Annotated in this window: 18 protein-coding genes and 1 tRNA gene; 18 read left to right on the top strand and 1 reads right to left on the bottom strand. The window is 40.7% G+C overall.

Translation table 11 applies throughout. The features are described 5' to 3' along the window. Nucleotides 1–89: 89 nt before the first annotated feature. The 3 genes from BLU57_RS13595 (at nt 90) to BLU57_RS13585 (ending at nt 905) form a co-directional block, all read left to right on the top strand. Nucleotides 90–398 carry an integration host factor subunit alpha gene (locus tag BLU57_RS13595; protein WP_090321981.1) on the top strand — a complete coding sequence of 103 codons (309 nt, stop codon included), beginning with the start codon at nt 90–92 and terminating at the stop codon, nt 396–398. Next, the gene (locus tag BLU57_RS13590; protein ID WP_090321979.1) at nt 376–756 is read left to right on the top strand and encodes a MerR family transcriptional regulator; all 381 of its coding nucleotides are present in this window, start codon (nt 376–378) and stop codon (nt 754–756) included. Before BLU57_RS13595 ends, BLU57_RS13590 begins: the two co-directional genes overlap by 23 nt. A gap of 72 nt (nt 757–828) precedes the next feature. After that, nucleotides 829–905 (top strand) — tRNA-Pro (locus BLU57_RS13585). Nucleotides 906–1,044: 139 nt separating this feature from the next. Here the strand turns inward: BLU57_RS13585 and BLU57_RS16715 are convergent. After that, nucleotides 1,045–1,143, bottom strand: a complete 99-nt coding sequence (locus tag BLU57_RS16715; protein WP_256206181.1) for an ATP-binding protein — start codon at nt 1,141–1,143, stop codon at nt 1,045–1,047. Between the two features lie 246 nt (nt 1,144–1,389). Between BLU57_RS16715 and BLU57_RS13580 the strand changes: the two genes are divergently transcribed. From BLU57_RS13580 to BLU57_RS13505, 15 genes are all read left to right on the top strand, one after another. Beyond that, nucleotides 1,390–2,184 carry a PEP-CTERM sorting domain-containing protein gene (locus tag BLU57_RS13580; protein ID WP_090321976.1) on the top strand — a complete coding sequence of 265 codons (795 nt, stop codon included), beginning with the start codon at nt 1,390–1,392 and terminating at the stop codon, nt 2,182–2,184. A gap of 206 nt (nt 2,185–2,390) precedes the next feature. Beyond that, nucleotides 2,391–3,494: a lipocalin family protein gene (locus BLU57_RS13575; RefSeq protein ID WP_176776457.1), complete on the top strand. Its 1,104-nt coding sequence runs from the start codon at nt 2,391–2,393 to the stop codon at nt 3,492–3,494. Between the two features lie 53 nt (nt 3,495–3,547). Continuing rightward, nucleotides 3,548–3,976 carry a low molecular weight protein-tyrosine-phosphatase gene (locus BLU57_RS13570; RefSeq protein WP_218131679.1) on the top strand — a complete coding sequence of 143 codons (429 nt, stop codon included), beginning with the start codon at nt 3,548–3,550 and terminating at the stop codon, nt 3,974–3,976. Nucleotides 3,977–4,318: 342 nt separating this feature from the next. Continuing rightward, the gene (glmS, locus tag BLU57_RS13565) at nt 4,319–6,166 is read left to right on the top strand and encodes a glutamine--fructose-6-phosphate transaminase (isomerizing) (protein WP_090321968.1); all 1,848 of its coding nucleotides are present in this window, start codon (nt 4,319–4,321) and stop codon (nt 6,164–6,166) included. 218 nt (nt 6,167–6,384) lie between these two features. Further along, nucleotides 6,385–7,698 carry a polysaccharide export protein gene (locus BLU57_RS13560; protein WP_090321965.1) on the top strand — a complete coding sequence of 438 codons (1,314 nt, stop codon included), beginning with the start codon at nt 6,385–6,387 and terminating at the stop codon, nt 7,696–7,698. Between the two features lie 21 nt (nt 7,699–7,719). Next, complete coding sequence (locus BLU57_RS13555; RefSeq protein ID WP_090321962.1) at nt 7,720–9,996, top strand: polysaccharide biosynthesis tyrosine autokinase; 2,277 nt, start codon at nt 7,720–7,722, stop codon at nt 9,994–9,996. Nucleotides 9,997–10,008: 12 nt separating this feature from the next. Beyond that, entirely contained in the window at nt 10,009–11,508 is a 1,500-nt protein-coding gene (locus BLU57_RS13550; protein WP_090321959.1) for an MraY family glycosyltransferase, read from the top strand. Nucleotides 11,509–11,534: 26 nt separating this feature from the next. Beyond that, entirely contained in the window at nt 11,535–12,620 is a 1,086-nt protein-coding gene (gmd, locus tag BLU57_RS13545) for a GDP-mannose 4,6-dehydratase (protein ID WP_090321956.1), read from the top strand. A gap of 32 nt (nt 12,621–12,652) precedes the next feature. Then, the gene (locus BLU57_RS13540) at nt 12,653–13,003 is read left to right on the top strand and encodes a nucleotidyltransferase domain-containing protein (RefSeq protein WP_218131678.1); all 351 of its coding nucleotides are present in this window, start codon (nt 12,653–12,655) and stop codon (nt 13,001–13,003) included. Between the two features lie 237 nt (nt 13,004–13,240). Next, nucleotides 13,241–13,993: a hypothetical protein gene (locus BLU57_RS13530; RefSeq protein WP_090321951.1), complete on the top strand. Its 753-nt coding sequence runs from the start codon at nt 13,241–13,243 to the stop codon at nt 13,991–13,993. Next, entirely contained in the window at nt 13,990–15,159 is a 1,170-nt protein-coding gene (locus BLU57_RS13525) for a hypothetical protein (protein WP_143026986.1), read from the top strand. Before BLU57_RS13530 ends, BLU57_RS13525 begins: the two co-directional genes overlap by 4 nt. Beyond that, the gene (locus BLU57_RS13520; protein ID WP_090321945.1) at nt 15,156–16,286 is read left to right on the top strand and encodes a glycosyltransferase family 4 protein; all 1,131 of its coding nucleotides are present in this window, start codon (nt 15,156–15,158) and stop codon (nt 16,284–16,286) included. The genes BLU57_RS13525 and BLU57_RS13520 overlap by 4 nt, the downstream gene beginning before the upstream one ends. Nucleotides 16,287–16,346: 60 nt before the next feature. After that, on the top strand, nt 16,347–17,441 hold the full coding sequence (locus tag BLU57_RS13515) for an O-antigen ligase family protein (protein WP_090321942.1): 1,095 nt from the start codon (nt 16,347–16,349) through the stop codon (nt 17,439–17,441). Nucleotides 17,442–17,845: 404 nt separating this feature from the next. Then, the gene (locus BLU57_RS13510; protein WP_090321940.1) at nt 17,846–18,487 is read left to right on the top strand and encodes a nucleoside/nucleotide kinase family protein; all 642 of its coding nucleotides are present in this window, start codon (nt 17,846–17,848) and stop codon (nt 18,485–18,487) included. After that, entirely contained in the window at nt 18,487–19,068 is a 582-nt protein-coding gene (locus BLU57_RS13505; protein WP_090321937.1) for a hypothetical protein, read from the top strand. The genes BLU57_RS13510 and BLU57_RS13505 overlap by 1 nt, the downstream gene beginning before the upstream one ends. Nucleotides 19,069–19,154: the final 86 nt, after the last annotated feature.

Genomic DNA, 19,154 nt, shown 5'->3' with positions numbered 1-19,154 from the left:
TTTTTATTTAAAGTAAAAGTGTTACTGCTTAATAATTCTAATATAGATGAATTTATAGCTATAAAATTAATAACTAACTGGAGTGAAGTATGGCATTAACAAAGGCTGAATTAGCAGATTTATTGTTTGAAAATGTAGGGCTTAATAAACGTGAAGCCAAGGATATGGTCGAGTCTTTTTATGAAGAAGTACGTACCGCTTTACAAAATGGTGAGGGAGTAAAACTTTCAGGATTCGGTAATTTTCAATTACGGGCAAAACCTCAGCGTCCGGGAAGGAATCCAAAAACAGGGGAAGAAATTCCGATTACTGCCCGTCGTGTCGTCACATTTCATGCAAGCCAGAAGTTAAAAGCTTTGGTTGAGAAAAATTATCATGGAAAACAAAAAAGTAAGTAATACACCACTGCCGATCCCTGCCAAACGATATTTTACTATCGGGGAGGTTGGTGTTCTTTGTGGTGTCAAACCGCACGTATTGCGCTACTGGGAACAGGAATTTGCGCAATTAAAGCCCGTAAAGCGCCGTGGCAATCGCCGCTATTATCAGCATCAAGAAGTATTGCTCATACGGCGTATTAAAGAGCTACTGTATGATCAAGGATTCACAATCAGTGGTGCGCGTAACCGTTTGGAACACACTGAAGGCGAATTGATTTCACTGGAGGATACTACTGCTAATCCGCAGCCTTCAATGACGGATTTAAGTTATATCCGGCGTGAAATTCAGAGTATTGTGTCGCAATTGCGTGCATGAGTGATAGTAAGTGATGTTTACTCAGTAAGAGTTTCTGAGGTTCACGTGTATTGTTTGCTATAATTGCCCGCTCGGGGCGTAGCGCAGCCTGGTAGCGTACTTGCATGGGGTGCAAGTGGTCGGAGGTTCAAATCCTCTCGCCCCGACCATAAAAACAGTATTTACGAAATAATCATGAAAGCAATAATAAGCTATGTACAAAGCTTATTGTGTCTGAAAATTAATACTTAGAATGTTCAGAGCTGTCAAGCAACATCCCAGCGTTTCCAGTTAAGAAGCGGCGCAAATTTAAATTTCGAATGCTTGCTTGCAATGTTTGAATCGGTAAGAATCATTATCGGTTTCGAGAATATCGCAGCGATGGGTAATGCGGTCGAGTAGAGACATGTCATTTTTTATCTCCGAGTGTAATAATAGCTGATAGCACATTTATACTATAAATGGGGGCAATGTATACTTCAATAAATTATAATCATATAATAAAAAAGGCAAATTGCATTCCATTCTTATTCGGTTATGTATTTGCTAGTATTTGTTAATAAAATTAAGTTTTGTTTGCTGTAAATAAATTTACTTATTAACTTCTTTTTATCGTGGCTTGTCTAATTAATGTAAGAAGAGAGGAAAAGAAAAATGAAGAAACTATCCAAGTTTTTTATTGTTGCAGTAATTTTATCAACAGTAATGAGTATTAATACAGCCTTCGCAAGTGTTAGCTATACGTTCAGTAGTGCTGCAACATCAGACTTAATTACTGAAAATAGTGGAACGTATAGTGGTTCGATCGGCTATACGCCGCTATGGAGTCCAGGCACAGTAACATCGGCGACATTGACCTTATTTTTGTCTGATGATATTTCGACTACACTGAAAGGATTTGGCGCGATTGATATTCCTAGGGAATGGGCGCAAGTGACAAACGTAAGCGATGGTGCTTTTAATACCGGTTTGCATGCGCCTGTTGAAGTGGAACAAACCAATCCTTTATTTGATACAGCGAACGCTTTTCCATTTAATTCTACTTTTTCTGGAAGCGATGGTTTCGAAAGTCCTCTAACTTCAAACCCTATAACTGAAGTTGCATTAATCGTAGCCGCATTAGGTTCAGGCTTAGTTGAACCGAGTGTGTCGACATATACTTTTGATGTGACTGCTTTAATGAACAATGCTGGATTATCAGGAAATTTATCTTTTGATTTGATAGCTTTAAATTTGTATGATCCAGCTGCTTTGCCTCCAGCATTTGTGGCTGCAGCAGCGATATTTGGATTTAGCACTGCACTTGCTCAGACGACCTATGAAGACTTTCTTTTTACTGGAGCACAATTGTCAGTTTCTGCTGTTCCTGAGCCATCGATGTATGTGCTATTAATTTTAGGATTGTTCAGTATGTTAATGTCTAGAAAATTGTTTGGACGTAAAAACTGATTTCTTAGCTTAATCTAAAAGATTATTCTTAAGTTATTGAAATAATAAATAATTAAAGTTTATTCTGTGTGCCAGTATTATTCGAATAAATATATTGGTAAAATTTTTTAAGAATAATCATAAACTGTTAAACAGCGCTCTTACTAATTAAGATGTGCTGTTTTTTTATATGCTCAATTGCAGCTAAATGTACAACAGAAATAGTGATGAGAAAAACTCGAAAAACTCACACAATCTTTAGTGGATATCATTTTTCTAATAGACGATTAATTTTATTAGTTTTTATAGCTACGATTGGAATTTGCGTTACATGGATTTTTTATGAAGTATTTTTTACTAAAACATCTGATAACTGGTTTGAGAGCATTGCGCGTAATAGCAGTTTAATAACATTACCAAAAGATGATGCGCCGCATCATGCAGAAATGGAATGGTGGTACTACAATGGCTATTTAAGTACAGAATCAGGGAAAAAATATAGTTTCCACTACACGGTCTTCCTGATAAATAATGTCGCTCATCATATGGTTAGTCATGCTTCTATTAATGATTATCAAACCGGCAGGCACTATACTGCACAGCAAAGAACAGCGGGTAATCCATCAACAAGCAAAGAAAATGCTTTTGAATTTACCCAAGGGGATTGGCTGATGGCGGGGAGCAATGGTGCCGATCAATTAAAATTTAACATCGAGAATATAAGTTTAAACCTTGATTTGATTAGTACACAACCTCCAACTATCCATGGAGAAAATGGTGTCATTTCGATAAAAGATGCGGGTGATAGTTACTATTACTCACGCTCGCGAATGAAAATATCGGGGTCTTTGAAAATAGGGAATACCGTAGAAAATGTAACTGGGATTTCCTGGTTTGATCATCAATGGGGTAATTTTTCCGTAGGGCGATTGACATGGGATTGGTTTAGTCTTCAACTGAGTGATTCCATAGATCTGATGATCTATCAACTACGCGATAAGAAAACAAATGAGAAAATTCTCTATATGGGCACCTTTAATCAGAATGGAAATGTTGAAGCTCTATCTGCAAAAGATTTTAATGTTACCCCTAGAAAGGGGTGGGCCAGTAAGAAGACAAATATTGTATATCCGACAGAATGGGACATTGAAATACCATCTAAGAATATCAGGGTCACGATTAAAAGCAGGAATGAAAGCAATGAATTTGATGCTAAGTTAACGACTTATAATATCTATTGGGAAGGTGCGGTGAGTGTGCAAGGCACGCATACCGGTTTTGGTTTTATGGAGCTCTATTACATGGATGGTAAGAATTCAGAACTTCGTTAAGTCTTGGGTATTCGATAATAACAGTCATTGGATAAATTAATTTGTTTGATAATATGCTTGTTGTATGTGTTGGAAATATATGCAGAAGCCCAATGGCTGAAGGGGTGTTTAGACAAGCTTTTGTTGAAGTAAATAATTTCGAGAGTCGGATAAGATCAGCGGGCCTAGGTGCATTAGTTGGTCATCCGCCAGATCCTAAAGCAATTCAATTGATGATGGAAAAAGGGATAGATATTTCTGATCATCGTGCTCGTCAACTCAACCAAGAAATAATTCGCAAATCAGATCTTATTTTAGTAATGGAACTCGACCAGAAAAATACGATTGAAGAAATTGAACCGACTGCAAGAGGTAAAGTTTTTCGATTAGGCGAATGGGGAGGATTCGATATTCCTGATCCCTATCAAAAAGAAATTCATGTTTTTGAAGAAACGTTAATTTTAATCGAGCAAGGTGTATCTCAGTGGATTAAGAAATTGTAATTTGCTAAGTTCATCGATAATCAGTGTGTGCAAAATTGGGATGTTTTATTCTCAATAATTAATCAGTTAGGGACAAATGACTTTGTGCGACCGAGTCATCTTCTGGTAGAATTATAAAAACAAGAATAAATCTTTGTGTTTTACATCTTGAATGAGTTAAGTAAAAGATGTTAAGCCTCAGAAAAAATCAATGTGTGCATTCTTGCACTTTGATTTACAAGTCGTGATCAAGGATAAGGTAGTTTGAAAATTTTTTAGAATTGAAAGAATTATCCTATAGCTCTCTGCCTCTGTTTAATTAAGCTTTATCCTTTTCATATCCTCATGAGGAGTAGGCACATCGTGTGTGGAATTATTGGCGCGATTGGAAAGGCGAATGTGATCCCTGTTCTTTTGGAAGGATTGCAGCGTCTGGAATACCGGGGTTATGATTCCGCTGGTCTTGTATTTACTAATTATGGTCTAAAAAGGTTGCGCACTACCGGCCGCGTTAATATGTTAGGTCGACTTGTTGAGCAACAAAAAGCTCATGGATTGTCGGGTATCGCACACACGCGCTGGGCAACTCACGGTGAACCCTCGGAACGTAATGCGCATCCGCATTTTTCCGGGGATGAGTCACGCATTGCGGTCGTGCACAATGGCATCATAGAAAATCACGAAATTATCCGTGTACAGCTCAAGAGTTTCGGCTATCGATTTTTATCCGACACCGACACGGAAGTCATTGCGCATCTGGTCTCTTTTAAGCATAGAGAAGCAAAGGATTTATTTGAAGCAGTTTGTTTGGCGGTGGCGGAGTTGCAAGGCGCTTATGCTATTGCAGTCATGGAAGAAGCGCAAGCCGATCGAATCGTTGTTGCACGCCACGGTGCGCCGTTGATACTCGGTGTTGGAAAGGATGGTAATTATGTCGCATCGGATGTTTCCGCCTTGCTGCAAGTGACTCGTGATGTGATCTACCTCGAAGATGGTGACATCGCTGAGCTGAGTAATCACGGGTTCCACATCGTTAATTGTCTGAAAAACCGGTTAGGTGAGCCGGTCAACCGTCCCGTGTATGAATCGCATTTATCCAATGAAGAGATCGGATTAGGTTCGTATGCACATTACATGCAGAAAGAAATTTTTGAGCAGCCCAGTGCGGTTGCTAACACGCTGGAAATGTTCTCGAATACTCAATCAATCGCTCCCAATTTATTTGGCAGCGAGGCGGAAACGGTATTTACAAATACCAAGCAGATCCTGATTCTAGCGTGCGGTACCAGCTATCATGCCGGACTGATCGCCCGCTATTGGCTGGAAACGGTTGCAGGTATACCCTGTTCAGTGGAAATCGCCAGCGAGTACCGCTACCGTAATCCGGTCGCCGATCCAGCAACGTTGGTTGTCGCCATTTCCCAATCCGGTGAAACCGCCGATACGCTGGCGGCACTTGGCTATGCTAAAAGACTTGGCCACAGCTATAGTCTTGCGATATGTAACGTGCCTGAAAGCGCATTGATCCGTCAGGCCGATTTGCGCTTTTTGACACGTGCCGGCCCGGAAATCGGCGTGGCATCGACCAAAGCGTTTACTACTCAACTGGCTTCGTTATTATTGCTGACCGTTACATTGGCTAAAATGCGCCATAAACTGTCTGCTGCCGAAGAGCACCAATTGATCATGACCATGCGACACTTACCCAAAGCGCTGCAACAGGCCTTGCTAGTCGAACCGCAAGTTGAAATCTGGGCGCAGCACTTCGCGCAAAAACGTCATGCATTATTCCTCGGGCGCGGTGTGCATTATCCGATCGCTCTGGAAGGCGCGCTCAAGCTCAAAGAGATTTCGTATATCCATGCCGAAGCTTACGCGGCCGGTGAGTTAAAACACGGTCCGCTCGCGCTGGTGGATAATGAAATGCCGGTGGTCGCCATTGCACCGAATGATCAACTGCTCGGCAAACTCAAATCCAATCTGCAGGAAGTGCAGGCACGTGGCGGTGAATTATATGTGTTTGCGGATGCGGATTCGGAAATCACACCGGGCGATCATCTGCATGTCATCCGTCTGTCCGAACACGCCGGATTGCTCAGTCCGATCCTGCACACCATCCCGCTGCAACTGCTGGCCTACCACGTCGCATTGGTGAAAGGCACCGATGTCGACAAACCGAGAAATCTGGCGAAAGCAGTGACGGTTGAATAAGTTAAATGTGTGTTTTCTTGTTAAATCATGATGTTTTAATGAGTTTACTGAGAATGTGACAAAAGTCCCAAAAGGGCAAACATACTGTGTATTTGCTGCGTATTAAAATAATTGCTTTATCCGCTTGGTGGAATAAAATGCGGCTGACATTTTGAGCGGCTAGTTTTCAGTATGGTGCAAAAAGAAATATTGGCACATATGAAGGAAGACTTTCCGTTATGCTCAAAATAACGGTTGTTCTTCTGAAAGTTACTTTTTTGTGTCATAACAAAAACGAGGATGTTAGGTTGAAGTTATATAAATTATTGCCTATAGAGGAAATAATTCTCAAGCGAGTAAATATTGTTCTTATTCCGATCATTTTGAGTCAATTGACAGCATGTACCTTGATACCGGGGCAGCACATGCGGGCATTTGCTACCAAATCAAGTGTCGTGATGCCGGTTGTCGAAGATAATGAAACGATTTTGAAGAGACTTAATATCCAGACAATTAATGCACAACTAATTATTGATATGGAAAAGGATATCAATAATCGTAGTCTTGGACCGGACAATGTTGCCAATCATTATTTCGATTATCGTATTGGTTCGAACACCATAAAAGGAACTCCGGATGTGGAGCCTTATGATCAATATCGGGTGGGTTCCCGGGATATTCTGAATATCACTGTCTGGGGACATCCGGAATTAACGATCCCGGCGGGTGAATTCCGGAGCGCTGAAGCAGCCGGTAATGTGGTGGGCGAAGACGGCACTTTTTTTTATCCTTATGCCGGTGTCATTCGTGCAGCAGGCAGAACGGTCGAAGAGATTCGCGATGAATTGACATTCAAGCTTTCCAAGTATATCGAGAACGTACAGCTTGACGTTCGCGTGGCCGGTTATCGCAGTCAGCGGGTTTATGTGGTGGGAGAAGTTGCGCAACCTGGAATCCATCTGGTTAGGGATATACCACTAACCGTTCTGGAAGCCATCAATAGTGCTGGCGGCGTAACACCGAGAGCGGATCTGCGTAACATCACCCTAACGCGGGATGATAAAACTTACCGCATCAATTTGCTAAGCCTTTACGAAGGCGGAGACATCAAACAGAACGTCTTGCTGCGGCAGGGCGATGTTCTAAACGTGCCGGATAACGAATTTAATAAGGTTTTTGTGTTGGGTGAGACCAATCTGGGGCGCGGTTTTGGTGTCCGGCCGCGAAGTGTCATGATGAATAAAGCGCGTTTGACATTGACAGAGGCACTTACCGAAGGGGCTGGAATTGATCAGGAAACTGCAGATGCAGCGAGAGTCTTCGTTTTTAGAAGCGCTCTAGGAAAATCCGCCATATACCACTTGGATGCGAAATCCCCCGATGCGTTTATTTTGGCGGAACGCTTCCCTTTACAGCCACGTGACGTGGTTTTTGTAGACCGGGCGGAAGGTATTCGCTGGAATCAGATCATCAGCCAAATTCAACCTACGGTCGATTTGTTGAATATGTTCGACGGATCCTTACGAGTTCAGCCATTCAGAACCATCCCTTGATAACTTACTTGCATACCGCTCATGTCTAATTCGCACCCAGAGAATACTCACCACCTAACCCAATTCGGCCCGGATAACGAGGACGATGTAATTAATTTGGGTGAATTTTTGAGTATTTTGCTGGATGGGAAAGGGCTTATTTTGGCCATTACGTTTTTTGTTTTCCTGCTGGGCATTGGCAAGGCCTTTATCGATACGCCGATTTATAAAGTCGATGTCATGCTGCAAGTGAATGAGAAATCACAGTCAATGGCGGGTGTTGAACCGTTAATCGATATGTTCGGAACGAAACTTCCGGTAATGGCCGAAATTGAGCTGATTAAATCCAGAAAGGTGCTGGGAGCTGTCATTAATAACTTGGAGCTGGAAGTTATTGCTAAACCGAAGTTTTTCCCGTTTGTAGGCGAAGCGATTGCAAGGAGATTCGCGCAGAGTAATCCGGAGAACGCGGTGTCCAGTCCGTTATTTGGCCAGGACGAATATGCTTGGGGCGGGGAGGCGATACAAGTTGGCACGCTGGCGGTACCGGAGGCATTGAGAGATAAGGAATTCACATTGCTGGCGGGAAATCAAGGTCAATTCCAGCTCTTCTTTAATGATGAGCTCATTGCTGAAGGCGAAGTGGGTAAGCCGGTAAACTGGCAAATTGATAATCATCAGCAACCTATCCATCTATTTGTATCGTTATTAAAAGCACGACCAGGAACGCAGTTTACGCTTATCCGGCAATCCGCAAATAATGCAATATGGCAACTCAGAAATAGTTTGACGGTATCGGAGAAAGGTAAGAACACAGGGATCCTAGAATTGACGCTGGAATCGGATAATGCTGAGTATGCTATCCGGGTATTGAATGAAATCGCCAATATTTATGTACAACAAAACGTTGAATATAAATCTGCCGAATCGCAGAAAACATTGGAGTTTCTAGATAAGCAATTGCCGATCATCAAAGATCAGATGGAAGCTTCGATAACTGCCTTAAATGAATATAAAAACCAGAAAGGTTCTGTTAATCTCGATATTGAGACGCAGCATACCTTGGCAGGGGTTGTCGAAATAAAAACGCAAATCACCCTCTTGCAACAAAAACGCGATGAATTGCGGCAAAAATTTACTGAATCTCACCCGAATATAATTGCAGTTGATAAGCAGATTGCACGGCTGCAAGCACAATTGCAATCGCATAACCAGATGATTAAGGCATTACCGGAAACCCAGCAAATCATTCTGGAATTATCGGGTGATGTCAAAGTAGGCACCAATCTTTACAGCACATTACTCAATAATGCGCAGACCTTGCGCGTAGCGAAAGCAGGTACCGTCGGCGATGTAAGAGTCATTGATTACGCAGTTCTGCCGGATAAAGCGATTAAGCCGAATAAACCGCTGATTATCGGTGTGGCTTTTGTTCTGGGCTTGTTCCTGGGGATCGTGGCAGTTTTTGTCCGCAAATCGTTGTTGCGCGGCATCGAGGACCCAGACTTGATCGAGAAGCAATTGCATATTCCCGTGTATGCTACTATTTACCATAGCAAGGATCAAGATCTGCTTAACAAAGAATTGAGCAAATCCGATAAATCCATCATCAGGCATAACAGACCGGCAATTCTATCGCTTCGTAACAGGGATGATGTAGCAATCGAAAGTCTCCGAAGTTTGCGCACGACGATTCATTTTTCTTTATTGGAAGCGCAAAACAATATTATTGTGATTGCCGGACCAAGTCCGGGCGTCGGTAAATCGTTCGTCGCTGCGAACCTTGCAATCGTCATGGCCGATGCAGGCAAGAAAATATTACTGATCGACGCCGATATGCGCAAGGGTGAGATCAATAAAGCATTTGGGGTAGCTCGTGAAAATGGTTTATCCGAAGTCATACTCAATACGCGGTCCGTTCAAGACGCGACGCGAGAAATACCATCAGCCAATATCGATTTTATTCCGACCGGAACCATTCCGCCCAATCCATCCGAGTTGTTGCTGCATGAACGTTTTGGCCAGCTTCTCGATGGATTGACCAAACAATATGATCTGATCATTATCGATTCTCCGCCTATCCTGGCAGTGACCGATGCCGCGATTATCAGCCGGTTGGCAGGCGCAGCACTCATGGTGATAAAAGCCGGGTCACATACCAAACGCGAGCTGGAACAGAGTATTAAAAGATTTTCCCAATCGGGCACTCCGATTAAGGGCATCGTATTCAATGATATGCCGCAAGCCTCTTCCCGTTACGGCTATGGCTATCATTATGGCAAATACGTCTATCAATACCGTTACCAGAAATCCAAGTAGGTGGCTATAACCATGAATATCGACTTTACCGTTGTATTTCTGTTCAGCATTTTTTTGTCGATACTGATCATCCGGCTGACTGTTTCTTTAATGTATGCCTTGAATCTGGCCGATAAACCGGATGACGTGCATAAATTGCATGATGTGCATACACCATTTGTAGGCGGGATTGGCATATTGGCGGCTCTCAGCTATGCATTCATTATCATCATAAATCATTATCCTGAACATTTGCAGAAATGCATTGTTTTAGTTACTTGCTCTACCCTTATTTTCATTACCGGTTTCATTGACGATGCAGTCAAGCTGAGCTACAAGCTACGTTTTCTGATCCAAGCCATTGTTGCACTTGTCATGATCCTGGTTGGCGGCGTCGTGTTGGAGGAACTCGGGGCATTGTTCTTGGAATTTCCCCTTCATCTTGGCGTGTTTGGGGTTATTTTTACTTTGATAGCCACGATTGGCGGAATCAATGCACTGAACATGATCGACGGTGTTGACGGGTTATCGGGGTCTATTGCACTGGTAAGTCTGCTATTAATCGGTGTGACGGCTTACATCGCGCAAGATCAGCATAACTTGCTTCTGATTAGTGCGCTTACCGGCGGTGTGATCGGTTTTTTGTATTTTAACTTGCGTCACATGTATCAACAGCATGCGCGGGTTTTTCTCGGCGACAACGGCAGTATGTTGCTGGGATTGATGTTTGCCTGGTTGTTGGTCGATCTATCACAGGAACCCGATCCATCGATGACACCGGTAACTGCGATTTGGTTGTTTTCCGTTCCGCTGATGGATATGTTCGGCGTTATGTTGCGGCGGATCTGTGCGGGTCAATCTCCCTTCACTCCGGACCGGCAGCATTTGCATCATTTATTAATGCAATCGGGATTCCGAGTAAACGAAATCGTTTTTACCATGGTTTTTTTACACAGCCTGTTAGGAATTACCGGACTTGCTGGCATGTATCTGGACGTTCCAGAATTTGCCATGCTGCTGGGTTTTATTACACTATCAGTCGGATATTTCTACTTAACATATCAGCCGTTGAGATTTATTGCCACACTCCGGAATTCCCATATTCTGCTCAATACCCGGTTAGGGTTTGCACCGGTCTCGAATAACAAGGTTTTGATCGGTAGCTACACCTGTGAAGAAACGGAAACTATCGCCAAAGTAATCAGTAATGAATTCGGTCCGGAGATGAATTACTGGCTGAAAGTGTTCAAAAAATCGCCTGAGCCGGATGATGCAGGAAAAAAGTATGCGTTGATACTTCATGTTTGGCTCGATAAGAAAGATCGTGCTACGAAGGAAATGGTGAGATTGTATATAGCATCACTGCAGCGGCGGCTCATTGATCGCCAAGGGATTCATTTGCACCGGTTTTCTAACCGCAAAACCGACTTTGATTCAGCCACTGATATAGTTGGCGGTGCTTTTGGAGAATCAAAAATCAAGGGTCGCCGCAGACTGGGTCCGCAAGCGCTGTCGTTCGAAGTTGTACGTTGAATTTAAGTCAGAAGGAATAACAGGCTGTGAATAAAAAAGCATTGATTACCGGAATAACCGGTCAAGATGGCGCTTATTTGGCAGAGTTTCTGCTAGGTAAAGGCTACGAAGTGCATGGTATCAAACGCCGCACCTCGCTATTCAATACCGACCGTATCGATCATCTCTATCAAGATCCGCATGAAAAGCATGTGCGTTTCATTCTGCATCACGGCGACATGACCGATTCTTCCAGTCTGGTTCGCATCATTCAGCAAGTGCAGCCGGATGAAATATACAACCTTGCGGCGCAGTCGCACGTTGCGGTTTCTTTTGAAGAACCGGAATATACCGCTGATTCCGATGCCATCGGTACCTTACGGTTACTGGAAGCCATTCGCATTCTGGGTTTGGAAAAGAAGACCCGCTTTTATCAAGCCTCAACTTCCGAATTGTATGGAAAAGTACAGGAAATACCTCAATCGGAGACGACACCTTTTTACCCGCGCTCGCCCTATGGGGTTGCCAAATTATACGCTTACTGGATAACAGTAAACTATCGCGAGTCTTATGGTATGTATGCCTGTAATGGCATTTTGTTTAATCATGAATCTCCCATCCGGGGTGAAACCTTTGTAACCCGGAAAATTACCCGAGCATTGGCGCGTATCAAACTCGGGATGCAGGAATGTTTATATCTCGGAAATATGAATGCTAAACGAGACTGGGGTCATGCCAAGGATTACGTGCGCATGCAATGGATGATGTTGCAACAAGAGGAGGCGGAAGATTTTGTCATTGCCACCGGTGTGCAGTATTCCGTAAGAGATTTTGTAACGATTGCAGCAAAAGAAGTGGGAATCGAAATAACCTGGCAAGGAGAAGGAGTCAATGAAACCGGCATTGATCAGAAAGGCAAGGTAATTGTGCGTGTTGATCCCCGTTACTTCCGTCCGGCGGAAGTCGAAACCCTGCTAGGCAATCCGACCAAAGCTAAGGAAAAATTAGGCTGGGTGCCAAAAATCAGTTTTGAGGAATTGGTTGCGGAAATGATGCGGGAGGATTTGAATTCTGCTGAGAAATATACATTGATTAAACAGCAAGGTTATAAAGCTTATGATTATAAGGAATAATAAAGCAATGTTTTGCAACATTGCTGATAAAAATGTTCTTTCTGGTTATTGTTCAGCGTATAAGATGCGGTGCTGTTATGCGATTGACTGACTTACAACGAACTATTATTCGCGAAACGGTTGCGGAAACATTTGGTGTAGGTGCCAATGTATGGCTTTTTGGATCAAGAGTGAAAGATAACCAACGCGGCGGAGATATCGATCTGTTGATTGAAACGGATCAAGTAGACGCCGAAACCATTGCGCGTGCTGAAATCGCTTTTCTTGCAAAGTTTCAAATGAGAATGGAGGAGCAGAAAATCGATGTACTATTGGACTATCCATCGCGCAGTTCCCGGCCGCCAATTTATGCCGTTGCTAAGCAAATCGGTATTTTGTTATGAATGGCAATATCTCAATACTCCGGTTGCAAGATGCCTGACGCGAGAGCGATTGTTGCGGACAAGATCTATGACAGCGAGTTAAAGCAGTATCGAGTAGTAGCGACACGATACAGCAAACTGAAGCGAAATTTTGAGAGTACAGTAGCCATGGCATGCGAATCCTGTGGCTATTTATATGAAATATCAACAGACCGTAGTCTTGTATTAATTTATGAATTTATTCAAGAGAATTAATGAATGGAGAATACTGGAAATCAAAGCATCGCAATTACTTCAAGAAAGGTTGGTTTAAAGAAATTTTTTGATTGTTTATATTACGAAATTATTAAACATAATCTTAAGATAGTTATGGTTAGAAATTTTGAATTTCTTCCACAGCAAAATATAGCGAGGGATATTGATCTAATAATTCGAGAAACAGATCTTGATGTTTGGTTACTATGTTTAAACAAAATCTGTACAGAGCTTAGTGTGCATTGCAAAGTCAAAAAAATTTCTAGCTATTGTATCAATATGATAATTGAAGGTGTAGATGATAAAAATAACGACCTGCAGCTTGATTTGAATTATCGATTTAATTGGAGAGGAATAGATTTTTACTCAACTGAGCAGCTGTATCAGGAATCTATCGCATATGGTTCAACATATATAAATGTCGCTGGTTCTGGTGTTCGATGCTTTATTACACTTTGTCATAGCTATCTTTATGGTGGATTTCTTCCTAGGAAATACATATCGGTATTTAGAAACTTAGCAGGGGATTTGAAAGAGTTGGAAAAATTTAATGAACTTTCAGATCACCTTTTAGGTAAATGGGCAAGAAAAAACTTATGGAAGAGATTGTATAGTGAGAATTTTTATGTTCCGCGTTGGTTAGCCAACATTCATCGAATTGGAATATTTGTACATGGGTTTTATCGAAAACCGAGATATACAACAATGAGTTTATTAGAAAGTTATAAAACACCTAGAATTAAGGTGGGCTTGTGAATTTATCAAAATCGCTAATTGAACAAATTCTTACAAATGGCGGCAACTTCTTTTTTTTTATAGTAACTGCAAATTTAGTCGGCCCAATGGAATTTGGACAATTTGGCATTATGTGGGCATGCATTCAGATGATTCACGGCATTGCAATTCAGTGGATATTGTTACCGATTACTTCAGTGCCAATTAGATTTGAAACATCTCATTTAATAAATATTTCTCGCGCAAGGCTAATTCGAGGTACTCCGGCGATTATTCTTGGAATAATTGTATATGGTTTTATTTTTTCAATAGAGAAAGGCGTGTTAACAATCTTATTATTGTATTTAATTACAATATCTTATATTGCTGTAGAACTGGCGCGCTATGTATTGATCAGAGAAAACAAAATTGATAGAGCGATAATACTGCAGACTGCAAAATGGGTAGGGGCATTTTGCGTTTTCTTTTTAATTACGGAAGTTTCTTTGTCAGCTTTTTCCGTTCTTATTTCAATTGGTAGTTCTGTGATGATGGTTTGTGTATGGATATTACTTAGTAATAGGGGATTAATTTTTAGCTCACCTCTCAGTATTGAGAGTTCACATTTGGATAATTATTCTGCGCCGCTTTTGCGGTATGGATATGTAACTACATTTCATTCAATTATAACAACTTTTGTTTTGACTAATATTAATATAGCTTTATTTGGAGCGATTCAGGTATTTCGTTCGTTATCCAATTTTTTTCCAGTAGCGCTTCAATATATAGAATCACATGTAAGTGCGCGCTTAGTTGGTGCAGGTAAATCGACCCTGATTGGATCAGGGTATACTTTATGTGGGATAGTTTTTTTTGCACTATGCGTCGAGATGACTGTAATGCACTATGATGAAGTTATCGTAAATGCAATATTTTCAGATGAGTATGATAAATTTTCTTATCTATTACCATTTGTTCTTGGAATTGCAATTTTTCAAGCTCTTGGGCGACTTCTGAGCGTAGAAGTTCGTTTAAAAGAAAAGACTCATGTAATGGATTATAGCTCTATTTTATTAATTATAAGTGCTTTTCTGGTACTCGTTGCATGGCAATTTAATTGTGATGTAGAAATTATATTATTCATAATGGTTTTTACCCCACTTTGTCAATTTTTGTACTTGGTTTTATGGAAAAGTAGAAAAATATGAATATTTTGCATATTACATTAGGTCGAGTTAATCCTAATTCAGCTAATGGCGTTAATAAGGTTATTGAGGGTTTAGCTAAATATACAAATATTCAATCAGATAATATAGCACTGGTTTATACGATTCGGAAAAAACAAGTTGAAAGAATAAAGAAGTATGAAAGAGACGGATTCAATGTAATCACTTTTCGAAGTATTTGGATTCTAATTCGTGAGATTCTTAGAAATCAATCTATTTTTGACGCTATTCATTTGCACAATGTTTGGAGTTTTCACAACGATATTATTGCTTTAATCCTTTTTTTATTGCATAAACCGTACATAATAACAATACATGCAGGATTAGCACCTGATCGGGTGAAAGGGAGTAACTATTACGCTAAACGGATTTATCATGCACTTATTCAACGGTGGACGCTTGATAGAGCGTTATTTTTGCATGCACTTTCAGATGAAGAAGTGCTCCAAATTGAAAAATACTCATTGAATCGAGATCTTTTTCGTTTGCCGAATGGAGTAATTCTTCCCACAATTAGTCATTATTCAATTTCAAAAACAAATAGATATAATGATCAGCATATATGCATAGGTTATATTGGCAGGTTTGCTAAGGAAAAGAATGTCGAATCTTTGATTCGTGCGATTGGTATTCTTAACAAATCAATCGGATATACAATTAAGTTACGACTGGCTGGACCTTTAGATAGAGACGCAATAGAGCTTGCTGAATTGGCCAATAACGATTTAAATATCCAAGGAATTGAATTTATTGGACCCTTGTACGGAGCAGAAAAAGAGAATTTCTTTCTGAGCATAGATTGTATTGTTCATCCAGCTATTTCGGAGGGAGCAAGTATTTCAGTTCTCGAAGCAGCGGCATATGGTACTCCAATGGTTCTAAGCCGATCATCAGCAGCTGCATATTTCTCTGATCAAGATTTTTTTATTTCAATTAATCCAGATCCAACAGGTATAGCGAATGGTATCAAAGAAATAATTAGTAAGCGAGATCGGTGGACGCTAATGGGAAGAGCTTCACGTTCTTATGTGCAAAAGAATCTAACATGGGAAACGATCGTGACTCAGCTTCTTAAAAAAATGTCAGAGGCTTTGGCAAAGCAAGGATAGGATTATTCTAAGGTGATCTCGCAATTTCATAGAGACAAATCAGTTCGGTGGTCCTGGATTATGGGGGGGTTTACTGCAGGAGTACTTGTTGCAATTCTTCCTTGGGCGATGAAAAGTCTTGGAGTTCTGATTTTAGGTATGCTCGGATTGCGTTATTTGAAGCATGCACTACGTTCTTTGACGGTTATTATAGTATTTTTTTTTGTTGCTATTGCACTGGTCTCTGGAATTGTCAACGGTGCAGCTAATATAACATTCGCAAAATACATATTTATCGCTGTAGGTTTCACAATCTTAGCCAGTTTAGTTGAATCAAGTATGCAGGAGCAAAGATCTGTTTTGATCGGATTATTACTGGCATCGTTTGTATATTGCTTTTTTTTTATATTTCACAGTGACTGGGCAAGACTTCATGATCCAGAATACAGAGGAGATGTTGATTATGATGTGTTCTTGGCGCAAACTGCTGCAGTTATGGCGGTAATTTCTTTTCGTTTGATGCTGACTGAAAAGATTGCTCGAAGGTATTTTGTATTATTTGTGATTTTTTTTCTGATTGGAATTATTTTTCCTTATTTAATTAAAAGCCGTGGATACACAACAGTTCTAATAATTTCTATTATTTATATTTTATATCGCGAAGTAAGAATGATTTGGATTGCTCCTACACTTGTTGTGTTTATAACCTCATTGCTTATTTTCAAAGAGGAAGCTGCAGCTCTGATTATCAAGTTAACTGAAGTATATGGAATATTTGATGGTGTCAGAGATGTTACTACGGGTAGTGGAAGATTTAATGCTTGGGAATATGCTTTGTTTGAACTTTTTCCAAAACACCCCTGGATCGGTTATGGTCCCGATTCTAACTATGAATTGCTATGGGCAGCAACTATGATAAATGGTGGTCACAATGTTCTAATAGCTACAATTGTCGATTTTGGATTATTTGGTTTGGCAATGCTGTTTGCGTTGTTTTATGTGGTGGCGGTCAGGGCAATTAAAAATGAAGGAAATTGGTTTGGATTACATATTTTGATTATTGGAGTGGCATCCATTCTCAATGAGAATATGTTGTTTACATTTGGTAATCCAGGTAGCTTGCTTATCATGCTGTCAATCGCATCTCTGGGGAGAGGTTTGAAAATACAGATTTGAAAATAACCGCCTCCTTGCAAGTAGCTGTGCATTATTGCGCTTTACAATCTTCCGGTTCTTAACCATTTGATACAAGAGAGATTGGGCAAACCTGTCAAGTTAACTCTTTTAACCGCATAGCCAAAGTCTCGAGGGTTTGCTACCGAGCTGCAGACGAATAGTAACAAAAAGTATGACCCGAGAATTTTTTGTATTTGTCCAAAGATAAAGAAGAAATTCTTTTGGAGAGGAAAATTATAGGCTTTTGTTGAAGCTATAGATAATGCTAACGAAGGGGGCAGTATGTGCAAAATCAACTCAAAGTTATGGCTGAGATGGAAGAGAGATTTTGAGCAATTGTATCTTTTCTAAAACTTGGTCGTTTACGGGCGAATCCTTTGAAGTTTCAGTAAAAACTAAGAAAAATGTTAATTGTCATTATAGGGCCAGATGGATCTGGTAAAACCACAATAGGTGAGTATTTGTGTTCTCATTGTCATGAGTTGGGCTTTGTTTCATCAAAGTTGTATGCTGCAAACTTCGGTATCTTGCCACGACTTGGGGTTATTCGTAATGCAATATTTCGGAAAGGCCCTCTACCACAATCGGCTCCACCTGGTACGTATTTAGCTGGCATGCAAGGGAAGCCGAATTCATTTTTGAAAGCGGTTGTACTCTTTACTTGGTATAGCCTGGATTTCGCTTTAGGGCGGATTTCGGTATTGAGAGCAAAAAGAGAAAAAAGATTGATTGTCTTTGGTCGATACTATCATGATTTCTATTTTCAACGATCATATCAGAATTTACCAAGTTGGCTTATCAAGTCTTTTGAGTGGTTGCCTGCGAAACCAGATCTAATTATTGCTCCAATTGATGATCCTCGTAGGATATTTAAGCGTAAACCTGAGCTAACTATTGATGAAATTGCTCGAACTAATTCCCTAATTATTGAACTGGCTAAGAATAGGGAATGTTTCTATTTAATCGACGCGCGTCATGGATTGAATTCTGTTCTTGAAAAAAGCTTTTCATTGCTCAAGCAACTAGCAAGTGAGGATGCTAACTAATGGTAGTTAAGTCTATTTATTACAAAGGCAAACGTGTTGTTTCGTTTTGTGGCTTAAATAAGACTTATTTGCTCCGCATTAGAGAGTTCATCCAACCCACTGGTAATCGTCGAATTGCTCTTCGTCTATTAATGGCTGCTTCTGCGTATCCTATTTCTCTGGTAGAACGCTTTTTTGGTGCACGAGATTATTTTTTCGAAGAGGCGCTTGAAGAGCTGTATCGGGGCTTAAATGAAAAACCAGTGGCGCTGTTTGCTATTTGGGCTCAAGATGATTCCAAGTTTCGTGCTTCGGTTTATTATTATACAAAAGAAAGGATTAGGTTTTGTAAGATTGGATTTAGTGAACAGGATTTAGAAGATTTCCAAAATGAGTTAACAATTAGTCGGTATCTCGCAGCCTACGGTAAGTGGGGATTCTATATTCCGTCGAATATAGATGGTTTCTTTGGTCGTAGCGTTTCAATTCTTTCATTCGATTGCTTACCACCTAGATTAACTATTTGGCGAGGGTTGCCTGTTTCAAAGAGGAACCTATTATTAATACAACTCCAATCACTAACTGGAGTGCAGGAGCTATAGTCAAATCTGGTGTATGGAGGATCAAGCGGCTTCCTGTTTTTGATGTCCATTTTGTTTAACGCCGTTAACGAATTTTATACCTTGAA

Origin of the sequence: Nitrosomonas oligotropha, from assembly GCF_900106555.1 — a bacterium.
Taxonomy (GTDB): domain Bacteria; phylum Pseudomonadota; class Gammaproteobacteria; order Burkholderiales; family Nitrosomonadaceae; genus Nitrosomonas; species Nitrosomonas oligotropha_A.
Note: the sequence above shows the minus strand (reverse complement) of the source record. Positions and strands in the feature narration are given on the sequence as shown.

Bases quoted from the DNA above. Each gene is read 5' to 3' on its own strand.
- BLU57_RS13595 (WP_090321981.1), top strand. From the start codon at position 90: ATGGCATTAACAAAGGCTGAATTAGCAGATTTATTGTTTGAAAATGTA.
- BLU57_RS13590 (WP_090321979.1), top strand. From the start codon at position 376: ATGGAAAACAAAAAAGTAAGTAATACACCACTGCCGATCCCTGCCAAA.
- BLU57_RS16715 (WP_256206181.1), bottom strand. From the start codon at position 1,143: ATGTCTCTACTCGACCGCATTACCCATCGCTGCGATATTCTCGAAACC.
- BLU57_RS13580 (WP_090321976.1), top strand. From the start codon at position 1,390: ATGAAGAAACTATCCAAGTTTTTTATTGTTGCAGTAATTTTATCAACA.
- BLU57_RS13575 (WP_176776457.1), top strand. From the start codon at position 2,391: ATGAGAAAAACTCGAAAAACTCACACAATCTTTAGTGGATATCATTTT.
- BLU57_RS13570 (WP_218131679.1), top strand. From the start codon at position 3,548: ATGCTTGTTGTATGTGTTGGAAATATATGCAGAAGCCCAATGGCTGAA.
- BLU57_RS13560 (WP_090321965.1), top strand. From the start codon at position 6,385: ATGCTCAAAATAACGGTTGTTCTTCTGAAAGTTACTTTTTTGTGTCAT.
- BLU57_RS13555 (WP_090321962.1), top strand. From the start codon at position 7,720: ATGTCTAATTCGCACCCAGAGAATACTCACCACCTAACCCAATTCGGC.
- BLU57_RS13550 (WP_090321959.1), top strand. From the start codon at position 10,009: ATGAATATCGACTTTACCGTTGTATTTCTGTTCAGCATTTTTTTGTCG.
- BLU57_RS13540 (WP_218131678.1), top strand. From the start codon at position 12,653: ATGTTCTTTCTGGTTATTGTTCAGCGTATAAGATGCGGTGCTGTTATG.
- BLU57_RS13530 (WP_090321951.1), top strand. From the start codon at position 13,241: ATGGAGAATACTGGAAATCAAAGCATCGCAATTACTTCAAGAAAGGTT.
- BLU57_RS13520 (WP_090321945.1), top strand. From the start codon at position 15,156: ATGAATATTTTGCATATTACATTAGGTCGAGTTAATCCTAATTCAGCT.
- BLU57_RS13515 (WP_090321942.1), top strand. From the start codon at position 16,347: ATGGGGGGGTTTACTGCAGGAGTACTTGTTGCAATTCTTCCTTGGGCG.
- BLU57_RS13510 (WP_090321940.1), top strand. From the start codon at position 17,846: ATGTTAATTGTCATTATAGGGCCAGATGGATCTGGTAAAACCACAATA.
- BLU57_RS13505 (WP_090321937.1), top strand. From the start codon at position 18,487: ATGGTAGTTAAGTCTATTTATTACAAAGGCAAACGTGTTGTTTCGTTT.